This window comes from Desulfonatronum parangueonense (assembly GCF_054656975.1).
In genome coordinates this window covers 4,242,366-4,264,547 of record NZ_BAAHXH010000003.1, presented here as the reverse complement: position 1 = coordinate 4,264,547, position 22,182 = coordinate 4,242,366, and the positions used below count along the sequence as shown (strand labels likewise).

The following is a 22,182-nucleotide window of genomic DNA, read 5'->3' as shown; positions in this document are numbered from 1 at the left end:
TCACGCTTTAAGACCTGCATGACCTAATCGGGGGGGGCTGTAATCCAGCTCCCCCTATTTTATTTTAAAGGAGAGCTGATTTGGTTAGATGACAAGGGGAAATTATCTACCTTCACGTCCAACAATCTCTCTCGTCGCTATCACATCCACTCGTCAACCTAAGTTGTATTATGTAACCTAACTATGGAGTTCCATGATATGTACATCAAACCTGTATTACTCAACCCAAAAGAACATGAAAATCTCAGGTTGGTTCGTAATAATAGTTTTCATTTCGCATCCAAGCAGATGCTCATCCCTATAGTTTATTCAGAAATGTCTGATACAGCCAGAGAATACCCCTTGGTATTTCTCAAAGATAAGCCTTCAATAGCTACACTAGTCGGTTTTGAGAATAATGTTAACGCGTATGTATCATCAGATGGTAGGTGGCTATCTCAGTACGTACCAGGACGTATCAGGGCCTATCCTTTCACACTAGTACAGAATACCAAGAATCCCAGACAATACGGTGTAGCTGTGGATATGGACTCTGACCTTATCAGCGTAGACCATGGAGAGCCCCTATTCTTCATGGGCAAACCCACCCAAGTTCTTCAAGAGTACATGAGACAGCTTGAAGAAATGCAGAAAGCCGAACCCTTAACCCAGCGACTTGTACAGATTATCAGAGACGCCGATCTGTTGGTTGAAAAGGCAATTAAGGTTCAAAAGAAAGACCAGGAGAACCATCAGCTCACAGGTCTGGAATTTGTAGATGAAAAGAAACTGAACCAGTTGCCTCATGAGGAATTCAACAAGCTCAGAGACAGCGGAGCACTTCCCCTGATCTATGCCCACCTGCTTTCTTTTGCTAACTTACGCATGGGTGTTCTCAAAGGGCAATCAACTGTGCTGGAAACGGAAAACCTCGGCTTTGTCATCGGCGACGACGACATGATTAAATTTCAATAAGGAGCAACCATGCATATTTTCACGGATGGAATCAGCAAAGTCAGCTTTTCCAACAATAATCTCCGCATCACAATGATACAGAACGGGCCTGACAACACGCAATTAGAAGCAGGCACCCTGATTATCCCTATCAATCAAGCCGCACAGTTCGTCAACTCCATGGCAGGCGGCCTGAAGCAACTCGACGAGCAACTCAAAGCGAAAGCACAACAAGAGTCCCTCGATAAGCAGCAATAATCTTCTTCCATTGCCATCAACATTACCTCGAGATTCCAGTAGAAGATACTTGAGTAGCTGCAGAAGGAAAGCCCATTCACGCATACCCTGCCGAAGACACCTGAAGTGACCCGCACCTATCCCAAAGCCCACAAGCTCTCCGTCGGCTACAACCAAAAAGAAGACCGCCTGTTCCTGATCTTTCATCTTCAGGACGGAGGTTTTCGCAAAGCGTTCATCTCCAGACGCATCCTCGGGGCTTTGCTTGTCCGCATGAGCAAGGAACTGTCCGCCAGCCACCCCAATGCCGAACGGATCGCCCAAAGAGACGAAGTGCTGCAAATGGAACACGTGGCATCAATTTTCGTTCTCACCAATCCTGCCCCACCTGCCGGTACCCATCCCGAAACCGACACCGGCTCCCGAAAAGCGGAGCGGAACCAGAAAGAGCAACTACCATCCGAGTTCACCAGAATCTACTACATAACCGCCGCACACCTGGAAATCCAGGAGAGCCTGCTACTGATCGGCTTTTCCGGCGAAAGGCTGAACTCCGAAAAACAGAATCCCGAACCTATCGCTGCCCTCGCCCTTGCCCGACCCGAAGCGCATCAGGTACTACGGCTGTTACGGGATAAGGCGGATTCTGCCGGATGGAATGTTGAGCTGACTGCTCAGTGGATGAAGCCGTTGGAGTATGGGCAGAAGCTGGTGGTGAATTGAGGTTGAAGGTTTAAGGGTACCCTGCCTTGCCTTCCCCAAGCCTCTGTCTTACGATTCAGCTTGGTTATCGAGATCACCAACATACTCGACAAGTTGACCAAATTAATATTTTCCCTTGGCCACAAGCCTTCTGCCAGCGCATCAAACCAATAATATCGGCTCGCTATGGACTTCACATGGGACGGTGCAAAAGCCCTCTCAAATCTCAATAAACATGGCGTTTCGTTTGAAGAGGCTACCGAGGTTTTTGGGGATGAATTGTCATCTTGCGTAGCAGACCCTGATCATTCGGTTGGGGAAGATCGTTACCTGCTTTTCGGAACCTCTTCAAAAGGAAGACATCTTGTGGTTTCGTTTACTGAACGGGCAGGGTCGATCCGAATCATTTCAGCCAGGCACATGACCCGCAAGGAGAGATCAGCATATGAATCATGACGACACCTTACGCGCTGAATATCCACCGGAACTCATCAAATCCGGCGAACGTGGCAAGTTCGCCAAGAGATATCGTGAGGATGGGACAAATCTGGTCTACATTGAGCCCGACCTCTTGAAGTTTTTTCCTGATTCTGAGGCAGTCAACCGCGCCTTACGGAAATACTGCAGTGAACACCACCCATCACCAAACTCTTCTTACTGAAGGCTCTTGCACGTCCTGATTTTCTTACTGAAGGGAAGCCCACCAGCTTCCCTTTTTTTATTGCCTTCATCCTGATAACGCCCATCACCATCACCTTCCACTTGTCCGTCCCAGCAGCAACTGAGGTCTTATCCTCGGACCTTCAATAAACTGCCCTCTCAGCTCAGAAGCCATCCCCATATTTGCCCTGTATCGTATTTTTACACATCCTGCCAAGCTAGTCATACAAAATCCAATTGAACGCCGCAAAATCGATTCTAGCGCCTTCTGACCATATCTGGCCTCAAGCAGGCCCAATCCAAGCCCTCCAATCCCCTCCAACACCAGTAATTTTCAAAAACACCTACCTGAAGTTGTTATAAGCTCCAAAGGGACCTCTTTAGTATCCCAAGGAAACCATCTCAAGCCGCTCTGGAATCAGCCAGGGCGGCTTTAACTTTTTCAGGAGGTGTTTATGCCCAAGGTACATTTGCGACCGGCGTTTGTGGCGAGTCCACCGGTGCCGAAAAATGGCAAACCGAAAGTGGACTACTTCGACAACAGCCTCGGTGGCTTCTTGCTGGAGGTACGCAACACAGGAACGGCCACCTACTATCTGAGGTACCGCGACAAGGGCGGGCAGATTCGACAAGTGAAACTCGGCACTCCCGACACCATCACACTGGAAGAGGCGAGAGCAAAGGCCAAAGCTTTGAAAAGCCAGACAGTGATCGGCTTCGATCCGAAGGTGGCACTGGAGAAGATGAAGGCCGTGCCGACGTTCCGAGACTTCGTGAACAATCAGTACCTGCCCTACGCCAAAACGTACAAGCGTAGCTGGGAGCAGGACCAGAAGCTAATCGAACAGCGCATGATCCGGCTCTGGGGCAAGAAGCGGATGAACGAGTTCACTACGCAGGATTTGATCTCTTTTCAGAACGCCCTGCACCAAGGCGGCTTGAAGGCCGGAACCGTGAACCGGTACATGGCTTTGGTGAAGTACATTTTCAACCTGGCGGAACGCTGGGAGGTAATCGACAAAGCCCCAACCCGCAACGCCAAGCCGTTGGAAAACAACGCTCGCAAAGAACGGTTCCTGACTGAAGAAGAGATGTTGCGGCTTCTCCAAACGCTGAAACAGTGCGCAAGCCCTGTTGTGCCGGACGTAATTGAATTCCTGATGCTGACCGGAGCCAGGCGCAACGAGGTCATGGGTATGCGCTGGGAGGAGCTGAACGCGGACAAAGGCACCTGGACCATCCCGGCAGAACGGAACAAATCTAAACGGGTAAAAGTGCTGCCGCTGTCTCAACAAGCCCTGGATTTGCTTGAACGCAGGCGCAACGGCTCAGAGTACGTGTTTCCCAATCCAGACACGGGAAAGCCTTTGGTTCACATATTCTCCAGCTGGGACCGCATCCGGAACCTGGCTGGCCTGCCGGACGTTCGAATCCACGATCTGCGCCACAGCTACGCCAGCCTGTTGGTGAACCGGGGCGAAAGTCTCTACGTGGTGCAGAAACTTCTGGGCCATTCCCAGCTGTCCACCACCCAAAGGTACGCCCACCTGACCGGCGATACCCTGAAGCAGGCCACCGAAAAAGTGGGTCGCGTGGTGGGTACTGTGCAGGTGGAAAATGGCCTCTGAACCCGCATGGGCTCTACATAAAACCTGATGTCACTACTTGATGCCTGGTGGGTATAGTGCAGGTGAAAGCCATGCTGATGGGTGGCCGAGAAAAAGAAGACATTATTCCAGACAGTTGAATATCCATTGTGAAGGTATGTGCCCATTCTGATGGGTTCCGTGGTGGGTGGTACCGGCGAGCATCAATGATGTCAGCCAATACCACCCTTTTTTGTTGCCGCTTGATGCTGATGCCATGATTTTTGGTGCTGGGGTTGGGCGGCTTGATGTCAAATTGATGCTGGAGGATGATATGACGGAGAAAAGCTTGCTTACCATGCGCGAGATCGCTCGCGAGTTGAACGTGCATTACAAGATGGTTGTCAATTTCCGAAACCAACTGCAACCCCTGCTCCCAAGCCGCTTTGGAGGACAATACGACAAGTATCCCACTGAATGCGTTGACTTCTTCAGGCTAACATCCGTGCTCAAGGACGAAGGATACACCTTCGAGATGATCAGGAACGTTCTTTCTGGCCAAGAAGAGGTCATCGAAGATGGAGAAATAAAAGAATGGGTTATGCAATGGAGGGCAAAAATCGAAGTTCCCAGTTGTTACCAGTCGCAACCAGCTGTGACCAGTCGCGGCCAGCCGTTACCAGCCGTAACCAGTCGTGACCAGTTGCTACCAGACATGACCAGTCGTGACCAGCTGCTACCAGTCGTGACCAGTAGCAACCAGTCATCACCAGTCGTAACTGGTCATTACCAGGACGAACCGGTGATGACCAGTTACGACCAGGAGCAGCCAGTCGTGACCAGTCACAGCCAGGACCAATCAGTAGAAGCCCCAGAGCCACAACTCGAACAAGCCCAACCCTTCCAACCAAGCCCGACAGGCCCTGACCTCGAAGAGCGAATTCAGGACATGCTCGACCACTCCCTCTCCCGTCTGGAGTCTCGTATCCTCTCCGAGATCAGCGAGCTGCTCCCGCAACTGAACTCCGCGTTGACCCAGTTCTACAAATTCTCGCACGAGTTACTGACCCGGTTGGAGAAGATCGAAACCGAGCTGGGCGTTGAGGCCCCAGCCATGGCCACCGAAATTGATCTTGAAGGCATGCAGGTACGGATGGAACCGGCATACTCCCATGCCGATCTGGATTTTGTTCGGAACTCTGTCCATGAAGGCAAGCCGGATCGTGAGGCTGTTCGTCAGTGGGTGCTGAGTGAGCGCCGAAAGGGGCCGGAGCAGAGTTATGCTGTGCTGGCTGAGATTCTGAATGAGGCCGGGGTTCCTACGTTGAGTGGTCGGGAGGGCTGGAATCGGGGGACGCTGCGGAATCTGATCACGGGGCGGTAGTAACCGAACAGCCGTTTGAGAGGAATGACTGACGGATATGACAGTGTGTCCGGGTGTTCGGCACTTTTCGGAAGTATTCAGGCAATGTCGGTAGCCTCACAAGGGCACGGCAGGAGTGCCTATACACCGAAAATTAGCCGGATACCCGGACAGCTACAGATATTTTTCGTAATTACTGTTGATCTGTGTCCGAATGGCGGCCAGATCAAAACCAACCGTTAATTTTCATGGGAGCAGATAGCACTGCCCTATGACCCGCCAAACGAATCCAGGATTGGGTAGACTGTATCTACCCAATACACAACCACCTTTTTTTAAATACTTCTCCGACATTTTGTACAGCGCAGCTTTTGGAGTCGCTATTCTTCCGGCCATGATTAAGAGGCTGGAGGCTGGTCTTCATTGTGCCCAGATGCGTTCTGGTATCCCGAAGATACAAAGGGGGTAGAAATTTTGTACCCCCTTCAGGAACGCGGTTCAACAATCTTTAAGACCTGGAACTGAACGGACCAAGATCGTAAAGCTGCCCGCACTGATCACGAAGGCACAGGCCGGTGAACAGGTGAACACCTCCGATCAAGGCCCGTATTTACTAGCTTCGCGCCGTTTACTCCATTGTCATCGCAACCGGAACTGGTGAACACGTCCATGGTCAGCAGGCTCGTCCAGAATTTTCCTGGCTTCGGGTGTTCCCGAGGCAATGGAAACACGAGTAAGCAGGTGAACACCCCAAGCCTACGGCTTTGTCGCTATGTGTTGAGGAAACCGCTTAATATCACAATAAAAGCTTGGCAGACGAGATGCCATGAAGGAGAGGTGTTCACCTGTTACCCTGACCTGGAGGGTGTACTCCCTATTGGCCCAGTGAAGGACCGTTCTAAGAGAGACGAATGAGACTCTGGACCCTACACATCGTCATACAAAGCGCAGGGGAAGAAATGCAGGGAAGAAATGTGGGGAAGTATACGAGAAGGGACAGAAAGCTATAGCCGACAAGAAAATGCAGAAAGATGCTGCATCATTCGCCGACACATAAGTCTCGGCAACCACAAATATTTTTTTATATAAACAAAAAGACAAGATAGATAATCAGACCAGGAACTCCCCATAACCAATACGTGAACAAAGTGCCAAAAGTCAGAAAGTGGATTGCTTCGTTTGTGGTCTCCTCAAATTGATCAATAGACCCTCGATAAGGATTGATCCAGATGATTTCATTATTCATAAATATACCTCATTATGATAAAGCCCCGCGATCGAGGCTTTTGTTTTTTGTGTGTACGTACAGACGGAACTGCAAGCAAAAAGAGAATGCCAGGATAATGCAAGCTCAGCTCCAGCAATTTATAAAAACAAATTAACATTCCGCTGCCGCTACATCCTCAACATGCCTCTTCAGGAACGTGGGAACAAACACGTCGTCAATTCTACCCAAGTTGATATTCCTGCTGTTGTTGACTTGGTCGTAAACAAAATCAATGTCGTCAAAGCTGTGAATAGGATGCGAGTTGATGTATAGTTGGTCACATTCCATTCCTCTCGACCTCCTTACGTAACGACACAGGTAAGGCTTGGCTTCAAGAATATCATACTTACGCGCAACCACTTGGCTGAACCTAGCCAAGATTTCAAGTAATTTCGTTTTTTCAGAATGCGAATATTCGTGCATTCTAAATCCAGATTCGAAAATCTGCCTCCCTCTATAGAAGTCTTTTTGCTCAACAAGAGCCACTGCCCAATCGATATGGATATCCGCTTTTGCGGAACAGTAGCATTCTGAACGAGAAATAATTCTAGCTGCTCGCTCCAACTTCACGGAAGCCAAAGTAAAATTACCCTGATCAATAAGTACTTTCCCCAAATCATACCAAATCATGGCACATTCTTCCGAATCGTTTTCACCACAAGTGCTTTCAATCAATTCAAGAAGTTCGGTGAAGTACGCCCTGGCTTCATTCAGCTTTCCCATTTTATGATAGGTCTTTCCATGCAAATGTATTGCCTCATGAACATAATGATGCCCATTTCCAAAATTTCGAGAAGCGTACCTGGACACCTTTTTAGAGATGTACAGAGCATCTTCATATTTTCCGGTCTCTATTTTCTGTCGAACTTTATCAAGCACTTTAGAGCAGTCTATCTGATTTTGCTGCTTATCTGATGCAACGGTCTCTTTGTCGGACATTTCGCCAACCCTCATGAACGCGTTAAATGTGCTTTGAATCTGCCACTGTGGCGCTAAACCTTTGTCTAGATTACCGAACAACGTCACCCACGATGGCTTGGTTCGCCATCACGTTCACATGTTTTACCGTAACCTCCTGTTTCCCATGCTGTCCTTTCAGCCTCTGCAAGGACTTCAAGGTATCCGAAAACTGCTTCAGCAGCCTCTGTCCGGCCTTGTTGTACCTGTCCGCACTTTCCTGAGACGAGACACTATTGGCGCTTCTGAATTGCTGCATTGCCTGTAAGTGAAGCACAAGCAGCTGAGCGACTACAATGCCCTCCAACGCCGATTCCGGAGCAACCTCCTTCACAAAAGCAAAATACTGGCTTTGTTTATCGTCTGCCGTCTGGTGAGAAGCCGCAGAGAAAACCGGCCACGCTGAATTCAAAATAAACATATCCACAATATTAGACTTTGCTCCGGCCAAGCTTGGCCTTGTATTTCCAGCGAGGTTTGCCAAAGGCGTCTGCTGCTGCGGCACAACACGCGGGATGTATTCCACGAGCTCACCGTCTTCGGGCTCTTCCACGCCTAAAGCCTTGGCCAGAGATTCTTTGGGTTCAGGCGATTCGGGGAAGGCCGGAGCAAACCGCGGCTGAGTAAAATATTCGAACAACGCACCGAGAGAAAGCGAACCATCGAACGCGGCTTCAGTACTCATGCTCATGACGTGTGCGCCTGTCCGGAAAACTGCAATTCACCAGACTCAATTTTCTGCAGCAGCCGGTGACACTCCCGAATCAGGGAATCCATCTCCTCCCAGTCTTTTTTAGCCCCCTTGCTATAGAAGCCATGCTTCTTTGCGTTGGTATTGCCGGCGGGCGCACCCACCTTCCGCATCCCACGGCGCTCTCTCGTAGCGCCAACCTGGTTGTCCAATTCCTGAATTTCCATAGCTGTGTCCTTTGACTTGTGTTTATCTTTCACTTCTTTCCCTAACCTATAGTAAATAATGCGCCCAAAAAACGTATTTGTTAACTAGATTCAAAAAATTATTTTTAGGAATCAATGATGCAGATGTGCTGATGACTTCCGTAAAACACGTTTGCAAAGATTTGCACTGTATGCACAGTATGGCTCTATTTGTCCCGAGGATACCCCTGTAACGTGTTTTGTCTTGTTTACACACATTAATCAGTGGACAAAGACACAGCTGCGTGGAATGGCTATATTACACGGTAGTGATGCCAAGAAGTATAAGACGAGGGTATATAGCTGTAGCAAAGAACTAACACTTCCTGAATAAGTCGTACCTGACCGAAAAATAATTACCCCCCCTGTCATCATTGCTGTAACGGCACCGAGAGTCGAAGTAACACCCTCTGTAACATAAGCGTACTCAAGTATCGGCATTTTCTACTTGGGTGTGTTCAAACCAACGGTAGCACAAACTATTTTTTCGTATAATTATTTATAATATCAAAGACTTGCGTCAACTAAAAAGACAAATTCAAAAAAACTTTTGCCAAGACAGTTAAATTCCGCATTCAACTTGAGCATTGTTTAATATGAACAATTTGCTGCGGGAAAAAACTGGCCATAGAAGCCCCCACTCCATCACTCACTCCGTAAGGCCGTCCCAAGTCGCGAAGACTATCCGCCATCGCCCAATTAACTTGGGCGCGGGGCGGTTTTGTATTCTGGCTTCTCTCCCTTTCCGCTTCCCTGAGCTGAAGCGAAGGAGAAGCGTATCTATATTATCATATTATCTAGGGCCGGATTCGCCATCAATATCAAATAGTTATGGGCATTCGAGGCCCAGGTTGGTAAGGTGCGAGGCCCACCTTGGTAAGGTGCGAGGCCCAGGTTGGTAAGGTGGATTTTGGCCGGATTAGGCCGCTCACAACAATTAACAGGAAGACGTCATGCTGAATTTTGAAAGCTCTATTTTCAACTGGTCACAAGTATCGCCTGTTGAATCGTCTATAGATTACGCAGTTGCTCCTGAGACTCTGGAAGAGGTTCAGACACCACCTCGAAGCAATAGCGTTGAATTGGCTTTACTGCACAGCAACCCAATGGTTGCGAACAACCCTATAACAGAGACTTTTGCTCAAGCAGCCATGCATGCTGGAAAACCTATCGGTACGATGACCGACGGTTGGTTCGTTGATGGTGAAGAGTTGGTTTTCTCGCCTTTCAGAACAACAGGAAACGTCAGGATTTCGATTCCGTATTCTGAGCATGGTAGGGAGTTTCTTGAAACATCGACCACCTTGATGGATACGTATGCGCTCGCCTTGCTTGGTCTCTATTGGTCCAAGCACAAAGAACAGCCGGCAGTTATCAGTATCGACGAGGTTCTCAAGGCAATTGATTTCAGCAAATACGGCGTGGATCGGGACAAAAGGGCCGAAGCCATTTCCGACGAGCTGAATTGGTTGAGTAAGTTCGACCTGCAATACTCGAAACTGGTTGGTCGGGTTCAGTTGAAGAAAGGTGGGGGGAAGAAGCAACAGCAGGGCAAAGGTGTGGTGTCCTTCAGTGGGGACCATTTATTCAGCTTGGTTCGCATGATGGTCCATGCTGAAAATCATAGTCGGGCTTTCTGGAACATCAAGCCGGGTCAATGGGCCTACTACTATCTCAATGATGACCAATTCTGCTGGGTTTCCAAGTTGCCTCGAGTAATTCTTGGCCTCGACGGGCGCCCCCAGCGACCTGCCGATTACTTCGGGAAGAAGCTTGCCTATAGCTTGGTCGGATTCTCTGGTGGAACAACAACAGCCAAAGGTCCATTCAAGCGGAACATTGCCAATTTGCTTTGCGCCATTGGCGAACTGCCTCTGCCTGAAAAACGAGACAACAAGTGGGCATCTCGAACCAAGGCTCGGATGGAGAAAGGACTGCATCGTCTGATCGAGATGAACATTCTCTCCCATGCCGACTACGAAGCAACGAGCATGAAGACATCGAACAGATACTGGGTGAAATCCTGGTTGAACTCGAACCTCTCGATCCAGCTCCACCAGTCTCTTCAAATCAGAACCTACAAACCGCGGAGTAAGAAAAATGTCGAATCAAAGTAATCCTGATGTGTTTGCTGGCCTCGAACAGGAATTTCAGCGTTTGATTTTTCCTGACAGCAACAAGCCCACGGCCGGAATTCAAAAATCCGAGGGGAACAGCTACCCGAACGTGGACGATTACCTGTTGTCTGACCACTTTACGGGCGTGAAAACCTACGCCTTCGATCTTGCTTACGAATCAGAGCAGGGTCCGGTGACGAAGCTTGGCATTCTGGACATAGATGAGGGGCTGGAATCGTTGAGCAAGGCTTTGGAAGTTCGGGACTACGTTCAGTCTATGGGGCTAAATGCGCACGTAGCGTTTTCCGGGGGCAAGGGCTTCCACGTCTGCATCTTCTCGCAGCCGGTACCTGTAAAATTCATGCAGGCCGTTCTGGAGCACATTCAGAGCAATGTTCCGTTCAAGGGCGAGATTATTCCGGCGAAGGGAACAAGGCGCGTGAAAGTGGCTCCGTGCTTTCACCAAGTAGCCGGGCGGGGTTCCTATTTTCTCGAAGGTGCTGGGCCTTTGAAACCCATGTCTTCCCGACAGGAACTGATGGATGTCCTTCCGGATCAGCTTGCACTTTTACAGGCGATTCGTCCGAATCCTTCAGCGCAAATCATTGCACAGGCCCACTACCTTCTGGACGGGAACGGCAATGCCGACCCCGCTGCTCTGATCCCTGACCTGCGTAAACTTGAAGGTGAGTTGCCTCCTTGCATGCTCAAGTTCCGGGATATTGGCGGGGCAGCTTCCATAGGGACGTACGATCAAAACAGTCTGACTCTGCGTACGTATTGCAACAGCGCCGGGCTGCCGGAGGATAAGGCAGACGGTCTTGCTGCTCTTCTGGCTGATCGCACCAATCCCGACATAGAAACCTCAAAGGATTTACCGGCCAAGCAGCGGCATTGGGCATCGACCAAAGATGTGCCGTCAGCTCAAGGGCCGTTCTCTTGCGCTTTAATGTTGCGGGCCAAGAGAGAGCTTCGTTTTGACTGTTTGGCATGTCGGGTAGCGCCGGAAGGCGTGAATAGTAATATCAAACACAACAAACCTGTTCATGAGGAATTGCATCCGAGCATGATGCTTCCGCTTCATATGTCAAGGCGGCTGTTGGCGTACATGCTTCAATCTGGTGCGAATCTGCCAGATGCTGTGGATTCGATTTTCATGGACAAGACGGATAGGGCAATAGTTCGAGCATTCATGCAAGGTCATAAAGATGCTGTGGACGTATTTCGGTACTGGGATTCGCAACCCCAGAAAGAACGTAACCTTTATTTTAGCTCATAGGAGGATACCATGAGTTACAGAGAACGTTTGGACGCGAGACTGGCTGAATTGGTGGGTATTCCCAAAATTTCAGATGAAGAGGGCCGTAAGCTGGTTGAAGAGGCGATTGAGTATTCCCGGCGTTGTAAAGCCTACAATCTGGCAAAAGACGCAGCCAAGAAGTTGCAATCCCAGGCTTCCCCCTTGACTGTTCTTTCCGAGATGAAAGAGCAGAGTCAAAGGTTGCTTAGTTCAGGTTCGAAGTCGTTACAACCTGTTGGTAGAATGGCCGAGGATTTTCTAAACTATATTGAACACGGTGGATTTGCTATACCTACGCCGTTTCAATCTTTAAATAAAGTTCTGCCTGGGAATGGGATGCTTCTTGGAACGAACACGAGATTAATTGCCCCTCCAGCTGCTGGCAAGAGTGAACTTGCTACAATGTGTGCTGAGTATGTAGCGTCTCTGGGAATTCCTGTGTTGTATATAATGACAGAAATGCGGTACTATGACGCCGTAATTCGTGGCATATCTCGAATTGGCGGGATCAACAGCCTGAAAATTCATAAGTTGCATTCCTCTCAAGATGAGCAATTAATATCTACGTTTATGAAATCATGTGATGAATACTTTAGGGTATTCGGTAACTATTTATTCTATGTTGAAGTTCCTGGTACTGCAACAACGTATGATATCGCCTCATATATAGGACAAATCAGGAAAATTCTGGAATTGCCTGATGACTCTCCATTCTTTGTTGTGATCGATTACCTTCAGATGTTATCGACGGGAAATGATAATTTGGATTTTGGTGGTCAAGATACGGCCAAAGTTACAAAACTTGCTGGGATGGATTCTGACCTTGCACGTGAATGTAATGTTGCTCTGTTATCAATTTCAGACATTACCAAGGACGAACTTTCAAAGTCTTCATCGCAGAAGGGAATGACTTTAAATTCTCTGCGAGGATCAAGTCGATTATCACATAATTGCGATACGGTTATCTATTTGTATTCCGAACAGGCTCAATCTGGCAGTGGAAAGGCGGACGATGATCCATGGGAGGTGTATGCAAGTGGAGTAAAGGCACGGAATGCAGAGGACCCTATACTTGAAAAGCTCGAAAAGGCTCGCAAGCTTTACCCTCTGGGTGGAGATGCGGGTAATGCTTATGCTCGAATAGAGCTTGGCAAAAACAGGTCGGGTGAAAAAGGGTTCCAACTTCCGCTTGTTTACCAGAAGGCGTACCACCGAATGATTGAAATTTGTTAATTAAAGGATTGAACATGTTCGAACAGCTAAGAAAAAATATTGCTTTGGGTGTTTATGGGAAATCAGTGCCTATCTCACAGAAAAATACTGATTCTCTAAAAGCAGGGGGCGTAAACGCCCCTTGCGCTCCAAATATTTCCTGGATGCAGATGCCTACTCAAGGTACAACCGAATGCACTATAGGTATCGCGCAGCCTTCCAGTGCGCAAATAGTGTCTCTGGCCACCTTCGGTACCGGCTTGGAGTATGTAACCGACCCGGCACGGGCCGCTGAGATTGTTGCCTCCCTTCAGGGCAAGCTATGCGGGTTCGATATTGAAACGGCCAAGCACTCGATTTTCAAGACACATGACCAGGCCGGATTGAACCCGCACCTGTCCAAGCCCAGATTGGTTCAGTTGTACTCGGGCACCGGCGATGTATACGTGTTCGACTTATTCAGAATCGGTACCCCTTGCCTTGAGCGCCTGAATGGGATCGACCTTGTAGCATACAATGCTGTGTTCGAAATGCAGCATATGTTGCACGTAGGCTTTCCCCTCCCTGGCATTCGATGCGCTATGTTGATGGCCAACACCTTGACCAACAAACGTCCCAAACTGATTGAGGTTGTACCGCAGTACTTGGATGGTCTGGTTGTGTTGAAAGATGAGCAGAAATCAGACTGGTCTGTTTCAGACCTTAGTGCCGCCCAGATTGAGTATGCTGCCTTGGATGCGGTTCTGGCACTCAAGCTTCATGAAATACTTCAGGTTAAAATCAAGGATGTTGGCCGGGAGCGTCTGTATTCTCTGCTGCACGGGGCGCAGTGGCCGGTTGCCCAGATGATTCACAAGGGACTTAATGTGGATATTGCTGCCTGTCAGGCGGTTTCAGAACAGGTTTGTGTACAGATTCAGGAGGTTCGCGACGTCGCCATGCATCACTTGCACGGCGTGAAAAACCTGAACAGCCCTGATCAAATTGCGGCTTGGTTGGAAAGAAATCTAACTCCAAGCAAGATCAAGGCTTGGCCGAAAACGGACTCTGGTGGGTTGTCCACTGCCAAGGACGATCTCGAAAATCTACGGTCTCACCCCGGCATAGACGCATTTCTGTGGTATAAAAAGCTGGTCAAGCTCAATACCGGATTTCTTCAAAAGATGCAGGAGTTGGTGGTACCGACAACTGGACGGTTGCATCCGAATTTCAAAATCGCTGGTGCCGAAACAGGCAGAATGACATGCTCCAAGCCCAACGTGCAGCAGGTTCCCAGAGGTGAAATGCGGGAAATGTTTACTGCTGGACCTGGAGAGGTAAATGTCGGTGCAGATTTCTCGCAGATGGAAACCAGAATCGCGGCCCAGGTATCCGGAGACCAAGAAATGCTTGGTTGTTATGACCGAGGAGACGATCTGCATATTCTTACGGCAATGGCCATTACCGGAAAGCAAGCGGGCCAGATCGCCAAGTCCGAACGCAACGCAGCGAAGGCGGCCAACTTCGGTTTGCTTTACGGCCAAGGAGCACTGGGCCTGAAAAACTACGCCCGTACCGGTTACGGTGTGCACCTGACCAAGAAGGAAGCCGCAGATATTCGTGAGAAGTTTTTCGAGAAGTACCCCATCTTTCATCAGTGGCAGATGCAAACCACTAGATCGGCGGCTAGGTGCAGCTTCGTAGAAACCCCAAGTGGACGCCGACGCTACCTGAAAGCGGATAAATACTATGGTGCGTCTCTAAATACACCTATCCAGGGTGCTGGCGCGGAGATATTCTACGCCGCCATGGGTCGTTTACCCACCTATCTTGCCGGACTGGACGCAACCCTGGTGAACGTTGTTCACGATGAAATGATCCTGGAAGCCTCTGAAAAAGACGCTCCTGCAGCAAAAGCCGCCTTGGAACGTGCCATGGTTGAGGGTTTCCTTGAAATCTTCCCAGAGGCGTCCACCAGGGACTTGGTTGAAGCCAAGATCGGGAAGTCCTGGGCCGAAGCCAAGTAGTCACGGCTAATTGTGTCGTCGAAGTAGAACGGAAAGCACTGCCAAAAAGGCGGTGCTTTCTGCGTTTAGAGCCGTTGATGCCTGGAAAATTCAAAAACAAGCATGGTTTTTTGGTATAAGTAAGCGACACCGACCCGAATAGGTCCAAAAATCTTAACCAATAGGAGCAAAAGCCATGCTTATGACACCCGAACAAATCGAAACCGGCCTTACTCAAGCCCAAGCCATTCACACGGAGACAACACTCGGCAACAGAACCACCTACATTGGCGCATCAGACATCGGCAGCTGCCCCCGAAAGGCGGTACTTGGCAAGATTATCCCAAAGAAGCCTGACCTTCATTCCCTTCTGTTAATGAAGCGCGGCCACCTGGCAGAGCAAATCGTTTTGGAAGCTCTGGCTGACTTCGATCCAACCCATCAGGCAGAGCTGTCGCTGTATCTCCAATATTGCCCAACCTGCAATTGGTACGATCCGTACGAGCCCAGCCTGAAACTAGACTGCCCACGTTGCTCCGAGCCTCTGGATGTTCTCCCCCTGAAGGCCCACCTGGATATTCTGCTGCCAGGTCAACGGATTCTGGAAATCAAGACATCCCAGCTTACGGAAGTACCCACGGCCTGGGAACTTCAGCTTCAGACCCAGATGTTCCTGCTCAGCCGGACCGCAAACCGGAAATTCATTGACGGAGCCATTGTTGTTCTTGATCTCGGTAAGGGCACCATGATTATGCGTAATAATTACCGGCACAGCCCAGAAAACGCTTACACCCTGATCAACAGGGCCATAACGATCTGGGAAGGAGTAAAGGCGGCTTCCCAATCTGAAACTCCAGAATCTCTGCCCCTCACATGTGAGCCGTCACCGCTCTGTGGCTTCTGTTCATACTTGGCTACATGCCCAGCTTACGCCGGTCCTGAGTTGCCCGAACAGCTTCAACCTCTTCTGATCGCCTACCAAAGCCTCACGGAACAAGAAAAGAGCATCAAGGCCCAGAAAGAAGCAGCCAGGGACCAGCTTCTGAGGCTTCTCAAACCCGGAAAATACCAGTCAGGTGATCTTCGGGTACGTCTGTCTGAACGGTCCCGGACCACCACCGATCTGAAGCAGTTGGAGTTGCTGCTCGGTGAACTCGGACAAGATATTTCCGAGTACCAAAAAACCTCGAAATACGCCGTCCTGGATGTAAAAGCTGCCTAAGCCCGCCCAGCCTATCGCTGAGTATCACGGGATCAACCCGTAATACGCTACTCAGCCTCTCTCTCATTACCACAATCATTTCAGACAAGCCTGGCTCTGAATCCGACTCAGAGACACGGCACAGCTGCGTCCAAAGGAGGCAATCAGCATGAGTGCGCCTACCAACATCTTACACCTACGTCATCCAAATAAAGGAAGCCCGAAGGACTGGATCGCAATACCAGGCAGTAACCATTTAGACATCTACTTCGGCAGCACAGGCAGAGGGATAACCTGCCCCAGGCAGTTCGGAGATACTACCGGCCTGACCAAGAAAACCATCCAGACAGGCCGCCCTATCGGAGAAGCCAACAGCAGGGCCAAGGCAAAGCTGGCCAAGGGTTACAGGCAGCTTTTCCCAAACACGTCACAGGCTCCAACTCAGCAGCCCTCACAGCCAGACCCGGCACCTGATCCAGTTGCGATTTGGCAGCAAGGCACAAGCGAATCCAATAACAGTCACGAAAATGGAGGCATAATTACCATGAATATCCCAACCACGCCAACAGACGTTCCAACTGTTCAGTCTCTCTTTCATTCATCGTTTCCGCCCGTACCTTGGCCTGTCAGAGAGCAGCATGAATGGCAGGCATACGTTCCCGAAGCTACGACCTACCGATTCAGGCCTGAAGTAACGGCTGACTTTCTCGGCTGGTGGCAGTTCGGCGGCCTCTCATGCTTAATTTCAGGTCCCACAGGCTCGGGTAAATCCTCCCTGGTCAACGAGGTAGCCGCAAGGAGCAACCAGCCCGTATTCTCTGCAACAGGTCACAACAGGTTGGAGTTGATTGATCTGATCGGTCAGTACATCCCCAATGCTGGCGGCGGCTTTACATTCGAATTCGGACCTCTGCCTCAAGCTATGAAGTCCGGAGGGGTGTTCCTGTTTGATGAAATTGACCTGGTGGACCCTTCCACCCTGGTTGGTCTTAATTCAATATTGGATGGCAGACCCCTCACCCTATCGGCCAACGGTGGCGAAGTGATTCATCCTGAACCCGGTTTCAGGTTTATCGCCACGGCGAACACTACAGGCCAAGGAGAAGGCGAAGCCAACGGCTATTCCGGAACCCTGAAAATGTCTAAAGCCTTCCTGAATAGACTGAAATGGACATTCTTGTTGGATTACCCGGAGCCCAACGTAGAAACCGACATTCTTGAACAGCTGCTGGGCAACCGGGACATCGCCGAAAAGATGGTGGCTTTTGCCGGTGAGATAAGAAAAATCCACACCGCTGAGGAGAACCCAATCCCGGATACCTTGTCCACAAGAGAGCTTGTCGAGTGGGCAAAAGCAGCCCTCTTTTTCAGGCAAGTACCCCGCGTAAAGCATCCCATCGCCCACGCTCTCAAATACACGGTCCTTAACCGGGCTTCCCAGGACGGCAAGCCGATCCTCCGGGAAGTGTACCAACGTATTTTCAATCAGGAATTGTAAAGGAGACACCAACATGACTACTACTCAATCCCCTATTTTCGCGCATTCAACCGGCCTCATCCTCGACATCTCCATCTGGTCGGGTTCCAAGAACCTGAAGCCCGAGGACTTCGCCGGGATCGATCTTCCTCCAGATACCCTCGTAAGTCTGGGCTCCAAGCGCATCCATAACAAGGAAGCGTTCAAGCCAATCCAGGCAGTGCGGACCAAGGCAGTCACATATCTCGAAGGCGTGGCCGTATCGTTGTACGGCGGAAAAATCTGGATCGCACCCGAAGCCCGTAAAGACGAAATCGACGCCACCTTGTCGGACCTGGCTCGCGAGTTTCATGCCGAGAAAGACAGGTTTCTCAACGACTTTTATCAGGAGCAGGAAGCGTGGCTTGAACAAAATGCCCGCTGGGCCAGTATTCTCCGCCCGTATCTGGAGACGCCCACAAGCATTGAAAAGAAGTTCGGCTTCAAGTGGCGAGCCTTCAGGATGTCCTCTTCTGACAATGATCCCGGCTTTGCCCAGACGCTTACTAACGATCTAACCGGCACTATGCTCAGGGAAATCAGCATCCTGGCAGGGGAGACTCACAACAGCCTCAAGGACAGGGACCGAGCCACCTTCAAGAACCTGAACCGTTTAGACAGGCTTGCCGACAAGCTGCGCGGGCTGTCCTTCGTGAATCCCGGCGTGTCCATCATAGAGGCCGAGCTTCAGACCTTCCTGGACCAACGGGATTCGGGAGGCGCTCTGACCGGCGCGGCCCTGTTCAATCTGACCCGGCTGCTCGTACAGCTGAAAAGCCCGGACGTGCTTCAGGATATTCTGGCCGCCGCGGAGCAGGGTGACGCATATCAGTTCGTCTACCCACCGATTCAACAGCCGACGCCCGTTGCGGCTTCTACTCAACCGGTACAACCCGCACCCAATCACAACGGCTTTGTACCGCCGACTCCACCCAATCCTCAGCCCAGGTTGCCTACTGCCTGGTTCTAAATACGGAGCATACCGTGATCCCACACCAATCAATTCAATCAGAATTGAAAAATATGGCCGCCTCACAAGCGGCTTTTTCAGTTACTGGAACCCTTCCAAAATTATCTCCGGCACAAATGGCGAGCTTGGCAAGCGGTCTTGGCAGGAAGAACGGTGTAAAGGTGATCTTCGATAACCACTCGACCGCCAGCACAGATGGGAATGTGATCATAATGCCCCTCACTTCCAGGGAAAACTCCTGGATATGCAGAGGTTATTTGGATCATGAACTTGGCCATGTCCGGTTCACAGACATGGACCTGGTTCCCAAATCAACTCCGTTCGAACGATCATTGTGGAACATCATTGAGGACATTCGCATCGAAAAAGCCCTCGGAGATACCTATCCCGGCATGGCAACGAACCTCAGCACCCTCGTATCGGAGTTACGCAGAACGAAGGCTGGAGTTTTTGAAGTTCAGCCCGACAGTCCGCCCGAAGCCGTAATATGCGGGTATGTCGGCCTGACCCTTCGGACTCTGTATCTGAAGCAGCACATGCTTGCCGACCTGGCCCTGAAAGCCAGGGAGTATTTCCTGAATACGTTCAGCCCTGAACTGGAACGAGACCTGTTCGAGATCATCACCCAGATTGCCTCTGTCACAGACACGGCAGGAGTAGTTGCCATGGTTAAAGAAATCGTAGCCCTGCTGGAGAAGCATAGGGACGCTGCCGATAACTCTGAGTCGGATTCGAAGGATGAGCAGGAAGAGGAACAGCTAAGTTCTGACGATCAGGATACTCCGGATAATCCCGGACAATCACAGCAATGCCCTGACCAGCCAGATAATCCCATCCAATCACAACCCGACCCCGCAGATCAGGACGATCCAGATAATCCAGATAATCCTGGATCATCTGAACAAGTCCCTGCTGATCGAGATCAGAACTCAAACTGCTCTGCCGATCCTGATCAGCACGAACAGAGCCAGACCAAAGATCCAACCAACCAACCTTTCGATCAACAAGGAGCACAAGACGATGCAAATCTTCCAATTAATACTGACTCTGATCCAGCAGATAATGACGATCACCCAACCGGTTCAGAAGCCGGAGAACAAGCAGATCAGTCCGAAGCCGAGGCCGAAGTCGAAGTATCCGACACTGCATCCGTGGGCATAGGTGGCAACGCATCTACAGATCCTACCCCGCTGCAAGCAGCAATAACCCAGGCCCTGGAATCCCAGGAGGAGATCAGCGACTTCGGCCAACAACTCAAAGAGATGGCCCTGAAGTCGGAGGTACTCAGCGGCAATAATACCAGAGCATTCGGGATAGCCGAGGCAACTCCACAATCCCAATTGCAGAGTTACGGCTATATCCCACAGCAGATCACGGCTTCTTCCGGCGTGGTGGCAAAACTATCTGCCAATCTCAAAGGCTTACTACAGGCTCAAGGGTTAGCCAGGATCAGACCCAGCGCAGCAGGAACCCGCATAGCCAGGTCTCGCTTACACCGGATCAGAACCGGTGAGAGCAAACTGTTCCTCAGAAACGCCAGCCACAAGCAAGTTAACACTGCCATTCACATTCTACTCGACATTTCTGGGAGTATGGATGGGCGGCGTCTGGCAATCGCAAAGGACGTAGTTTTCGCCCTGGTAAAAGCCCTGGCAAACCAACGCGGCATCAATCTGGCTTTAACGCTCTTCCCGGCATTTTATCCCTATAACGCCAATCCTTCAAAGGACCACGCAGTTTATCCTGTGGCTCCGCTAATCGCTCACGGGCAACAGCCAACCAGCACGTTGCCATGGCCTTCCAGTAACTATGGCTGCACGCCAGTAGCCGAGTCTCTGCGATACGTGCTTTCGGCAATGGTGCCTCTTACGGAACCCAGGAAGCTGGTTGTCCTTATCACTGACGGTGAACCCAATGATTCCAGAACCACAAAGACCGGCCTGGACGAGGCCGAAACCCTGGGAATCGAAGTAGCCACAATCGGCATTGAAGGGCTCGCGTACACGGACCTGTTCCCCATCTGCGAAGTGGTCAACCGGGTTGAGGAGCTGCCACAAAAAGCCTTCCGACTTCTTGAAAACTTACTAACCCCGAACAAGGAGTAACTGCCATGACACCCACTATCAGAACATCCGCGTTCCGTACCTATCTGAAGAAGAAACCAGGCCCCGTAATGGTAATCAACAATTGGGGTCTTATCATTGCTGGAACCGTGGCCGTTCACTTGAGCCTTCTGGAACCTGACCTGGCCATGATCTTCAACCTGACAGACGAGGATTTGCGGAAACAAGTGATCAACGCGGCCCTGAAGGTTGAAACCCATTCCATCACCTTTCACGACGAGATTCCCAAAGCCATCGCCACCATGGACCACCCGGCAAACGTAGTGCCTTGCACCAAAACTCCGCTGCTGTTCCAGATCTGTGAGAGCAAGAAATCACCGACCAATCTGCACGTGTTCAAGAGCGAGTCGGCACCGGACGAATCTCGGCGTGTACTGCTGATCGACCAGACGGATATGGACCTGTTGGGCTTCCCCTCCAAAGTGACGGCACCCAGAAACGGTATGATGCTACTAATTGCCGATTCCACGCCAGCCCCCAAGCGGCTAGCCGCTGTTTACTCACAAGAGGCTGTAGATGAGATGGCCCTGCATCTTGGTAGCCTGCTGTCGCTTATTCCGAAGCAGGCCGGAATGGGCTTGGCGGCGTAGGGCTGATTACTGACCAATCAAAAAGAACCACGGAAGATAGAAGCCGGTTCCTCAAAGAGAGGGATCGGCTTTTCCATTTTCAAAAGGGGAAAATCAATGAATCGAGTGAAAGAGCTGCTTTCGGAGCTGTACGAGGCAAGGCGTGACTGCATCAATCTCAGTCATCCTGAGTACGTGGCTGCTCACATGCTGCCATATCGGAACAAGAAAATTGAGTATTTCATACTGTTCCTGCTCGACAACAAAAACAACTTGATGGCCAGGAAGACCATCTCACGCGGCACCGTTGATCAGACGCCCGTCTATATTCGCGAGATCATGCGTCAAGTCCTAATCAAACAGGCCAGCGGGATCATCGTGGCTCATAATCATCCTGGCGGTGACCCAAAGCCTTCGGTTCAGGACCAGGAACTGACCACCAGAATTCAGAAAGCTGCCGATACCCTGGACGTGCGTTTCTTGGACCACGTTATCGTAGCGAGAGATGGTCACTTCTCGTTTCAGGCTCAAGGCCTGCTGTAACCTAC

The 22,182-nt window shown here is 50.3% G+C and carries 20 protein-coding genes; 17 read left to right on the top strand and 3 right to left on the bottom strand.

Annotated features, from left to right (window positions below):
- Positions 1 to 198: 198 nt before the first annotated feature.
- The 7 genes from ACYQ15_RS19075 (at position 199) to ACYQ15_RS19045 (ending at position 5,502) form a co-directional block, all read left to right on the top strand.
- Positions 199 to 954: a SapC family protein gene (locus ACYQ15_RS19075; RefSeq protein ID WP_459939077.1), complete on the top strand. Its 756-nt coding sequence runs from the start codon at positions 199 to 201 to the stop codon at positions 952 to 954.
- A 9-nt stretch (positions 955 to 963) separates the two neighbouring features.
- On the top strand, positions 964 to 1,191 hold the full coding sequence (locus tag ACYQ15_RS19070; protein WP_459939076.1) for a hypothetical protein: 228 nt from the start codon (positions 964 to 966) through the stop codon (positions 1,189 to 1,191).
- A gap of 105 nt (positions 1,192 to 1,296) precedes the next feature.
- Complete coding sequence (locus ACYQ15_RS19065) at positions 1,297 to 1,893, top strand: hypothetical protein (RefSeq protein ID WP_459939075.1); 597 nt, start codon at positions 1,297 to 1,299, stop codon at positions 1,891 to 1,893.
- A gap of 165 nt (positions 1,894 to 2,058) precedes the next feature.
- Entirely contained in the window at positions 2,059 to 2,328 is a 270-nt protein-coding gene (locus ACYQ15_RS19060) for a BrnT family toxin (protein ID WP_459939074.1), read from the top strand.
- Positions 2,318 to 2,533 (top strand): hypothetical protein, encoded by a 216-nt coding sequence (locus tag ACYQ15_RS19055; RefSeq protein WP_459939073.1) that lies wholly within the window; start codon positions 2,318 to 2,320, stop codon positions 2,531 to 2,533. Before ACYQ15_RS19060 ends, ACYQ15_RS19055 begins: the two co-directional genes overlap by 11 nt.
- Positions 2,534 to 2,987: 454 nt before the next feature.
- A complete protein-coding gene (locus tag ACYQ15_RS19050; protein ID WP_459939072.1) occupies positions 2,988 to 4,160 on the top strand; it encodes a site-specific integrase in 1,173 nt (390 codons plus the stop codon).
- A gap of 166 nt (positions 4,161 to 4,326) precedes the next feature.
- Entirely contained in the window at positions 4,327 to 5,502 is a 1,176-nt protein-coding gene (locus ACYQ15_RS19045) for a MerR family transcriptional regulator (protein ID WP_459939071.1), read from the top strand.
- A gap of 1,357 nt (positions 5,503 to 6,859) precedes the next feature.
- Here the strand turns inward: ACYQ15_RS19045 and ACYQ15_RS19040 are convergent.
- From ACYQ15_RS19040 to ACYQ15_RS19030, 3 genes are all read right to left on the bottom strand, one after another.
- Positions 6,860 to 7,687 (bottom strand): tetratricopeptide repeat protein, encoded by an 828-nt coding sequence (locus ACYQ15_RS19040; RefSeq protein ID WP_459939070.1) that lies wholly within the window; start codon positions 7,685 to 7,687, stop codon positions 6,860 to 6,862.
- 70 nt (positions 7,688 to 7,757) lie between these two features.
- The gene (locus ACYQ15_RS19035; protein WP_459939069.1) at positions 7,758 to 8,396 is read right to left on the bottom strand and encodes a hypothetical protein; all 639 of its coding nucleotides are present in this window, start codon (positions 8,394 to 8,396) and stop codon (positions 7,758 to 7,760) included.
- Entirely contained in the window at positions 8,393 to 8,623 is a 231-nt protein-coding gene (locus tag ACYQ15_RS19030; RefSeq protein WP_459939068.1) for a hypothetical protein, read from the bottom strand. The genes ACYQ15_RS19035 and ACYQ15_RS19030 overlap by 4 nt, the downstream gene beginning before the upstream one ends.
- Positions 8,624 to 9,594: 971 nt before the next feature.
- On the opposite strand from ACYQ15_RS19030, the gene ACYQ15_RS19025 reads away from it, so the two are divergent.
- The 10 genes from ACYQ15_RS19025 to ACYQ15_RS18980 all read left to right on the top strand — a co-directional run bounded on the left by ACYQ15_RS19025 (position 9,595) and on the right by ACYQ15_RS18980 (position 22,177).
- Complete coding sequence (locus ACYQ15_RS19025) at positions 9,595 to 10,758, top strand: hypothetical protein (protein WP_459939067.1); 1,164 nt, start codon at positions 9,595 to 9,597, stop codon at positions 10,756 to 10,758.
- A complete protein-coding gene (locus ACYQ15_RS19020) occupies positions 10,742 to 12,037 on the top strand; it encodes a hypothetical protein (protein ID WP_459939066.1) in 1,296 nt (431 codons plus the stop codon). The genes ACYQ15_RS19025 and ACYQ15_RS19020 overlap by 17 nt, the downstream gene beginning before the upstream one ends.
- Positions 12,038 to 12,046: 9 nt before the next feature.
- Positions 12,047 to 13,291, top strand: coding sequence for a DnaB-like helicase C-terminal domain-containing protein (locus ACYQ15_RS19015; protein ID WP_459939065.1), 1,245 nt, complete (start codon positions 12,047 to 12,049; stop codon positions 13,289 to 13,291).
- Between the two features lie 14 nt (positions 13,292 to 13,305).
- Positions 13,306 to 15,276, top strand: a complete 1,971-nt coding sequence (locus ACYQ15_RS19010; RefSeq protein ID WP_459939064.1) for a DNA polymerase — start codon at positions 13,306 to 13,308, stop codon at positions 15,274 to 15,276.
- 175 nt (positions 15,277 to 15,451) lie between these two features.
- Positions 15,452 to 16,477 carry a hypothetical protein gene (locus ACYQ15_RS19005; protein ID WP_459939063.1) on the top strand — a complete coding sequence of 342 codons (1,026 nt, stop codon included), beginning with the start codon at positions 15,452 to 15,454 and terminating at the stop codon, positions 16,475 to 16,477.
- Positions 16,478 to 16,625: 148 nt separating this feature from the next.
- Positions 16,626 to 17,954: an AAA family ATPase gene (locus ACYQ15_RS19000; protein WP_459939062.1), complete on the top strand. Its 1,329-nt coding sequence runs from the start codon at positions 16,626 to 16,628 to the stop codon at positions 17,952 to 17,954.
- 13 nt (positions 17,955 to 17,967) lie between these two features.
- A complete protein-coding gene (locus ACYQ15_RS18995; RefSeq protein ID WP_459939061.1) occupies positions 17,968 to 18,942 on the top strand; it encodes a DUF3150 domain-containing protein in 975 nt (324 codons plus the stop codon).
- Positions 18,943 to 18,956: 14 nt separating this feature from the next.
- Positions 18,957 to 21,047, top strand: coding sequence for a vWA domain-containing protein (locus ACYQ15_RS18990; protein WP_459939060.1), 2,091 nt, complete (start codon positions 18,957 to 18,959; stop codon positions 21,045 to 21,047).
- Between the two features lie 5 nt (positions 21,048 to 21,052).
- A complete protein-coding gene (locus tag ACYQ15_RS18985) occupies positions 21,053 to 21,655 on the top strand; it encodes a hypothetical protein (protein WP_459939059.1) in 603 nt (200 codons plus the stop codon).
- Between the two features lie 96 nt (positions 21,656 to 21,751).
- Entirely contained in the window at positions 21,752 to 22,177 is a 426-nt protein-coding gene (locus ACYQ15_RS18980; protein ID WP_459939058.1) for a JAB domain-containing protein, read from the top strand.
- Positions 22,178 to 22,182 lie beyond the last annotated feature (5 nt).

What these genes read in the sequence shown, in the direction of transcription:
- ACYQ15_RS19075 (WP_459939077.1), top strand. Translation starts at nt 199, where the DNA reads ATGTACATCAAACCTGTATTACTCAACCCAAAAGAACATGAAAATCTC.
- ACYQ15_RS19070 (WP_459939076.1), top strand. Translation starts at nt 964, where the DNA reads ATGCATATTTTCACGGATGGAATCAGCAAAGTCAGCTTTTCCAACAAT.
- ACYQ15_RS19060 (WP_459939074.1), top strand. Translation starts at nt 2,059, where the DNA reads ATGGACTTCACATGGGACGGTGCAAAAGCCCTCTCAAATCTCAATAAA.
- ACYQ15_RS19055 (WP_459939073.1), top strand. Translation starts at nt 2,318, where the DNA reads ATGAATCATGACGACACCTTACGCGCTGAATATCCACCGGAACTCATC.
- ACYQ15_RS19050 (WP_459939072.1), top strand. Translation starts at nt 2,988, where the DNA reads ATGCCCAAGGTACATTTGCGACCGGCGTTTGTGGCGAGTCCACCGGTG.
- ACYQ15_RS19040 (WP_459939070.1), bottom strand. Translation starts at nt 7,687, where the DNA reads ATGTCCGACAAAGAGACCGTTGCATCAGATAAGCAGCAAAATCAGATA.
- ACYQ15_RS19035 (WP_459939069.1), bottom strand. Translation starts at nt 8,396, where the DNA reads ATGAGCATGAGTACTGAAGCCGCGTTCGATGGTTCGCTTTCTCTCGGT.
- ACYQ15_RS19030 (WP_459939068.1), bottom strand. Translation starts at nt 8,623, where the DNA reads ATGGAAATTCAGGAATTGGACAACCAGGTTGGCGCTACGAGAGAGCGC.
- ACYQ15_RS19025 (WP_459939067.1), top strand. Translation starts at nt 9,595, where the DNA reads ATGCTGAATTTTGAAAGCTCTATTTTCAACTGGTCACAAGTATCGCCT.
- ACYQ15_RS19020 (WP_459939066.1), top strand. Translation starts at nt 10,742, where the DNA reads ATGTCGAATCAAAGTAATCCTGATGTGTTTGCTGGCCTCGAACAGGAA.
- ACYQ15_RS19015 (WP_459939065.1), top strand. Translation starts at nt 12,047, where the DNA reads ATGAGTTACAGAGAACGTTTGGACGCGAGACTGGCTGAATTGGTGGGT.
- ACYQ15_RS19010 (WP_459939064.1), top strand. Translation starts at nt 13,306, where the DNA reads ATGTTCGAACAGCTAAGAAAAAATATTGCTTTGGGTGTTTATGGGAAA.
- ACYQ15_RS19005 (WP_459939063.1), top strand. Translation starts at nt 15,452, where the DNA reads ATGCTTATGACACCCGAACAAATCGAAACCGGCCTTACTCAAGCCCAA.
- ACYQ15_RS19000 (WP_459939062.1), top strand. Translation starts at nt 16,626, where the DNA reads ATGAGTGCGCCTACCAACATCTTACACCTACGTCATCCAAATAAAGGA.
- ACYQ15_RS18995 (WP_459939061.1), top strand. Translation starts at nt 17,968, where the DNA reads ATGACTACTACTCAATCCCCTATTTTCGCGCATTCAACCGGCCTCATC.
- ACYQ15_RS18985 (WP_459939059.1), top strand. Translation starts at nt 21,053, where the DNA reads ATGACACCCACTATCAGAACATCCGCGTTCCGTACCTATCTGAAGAAG.
- ACYQ15_RS18980 (WP_459939058.1), top strand. Translation starts at nt 21,752, where the DNA reads ATGAATCGAGTGAAAGAGCTGCTTTCGGAGCTGTACGAGGCAAGGCGT.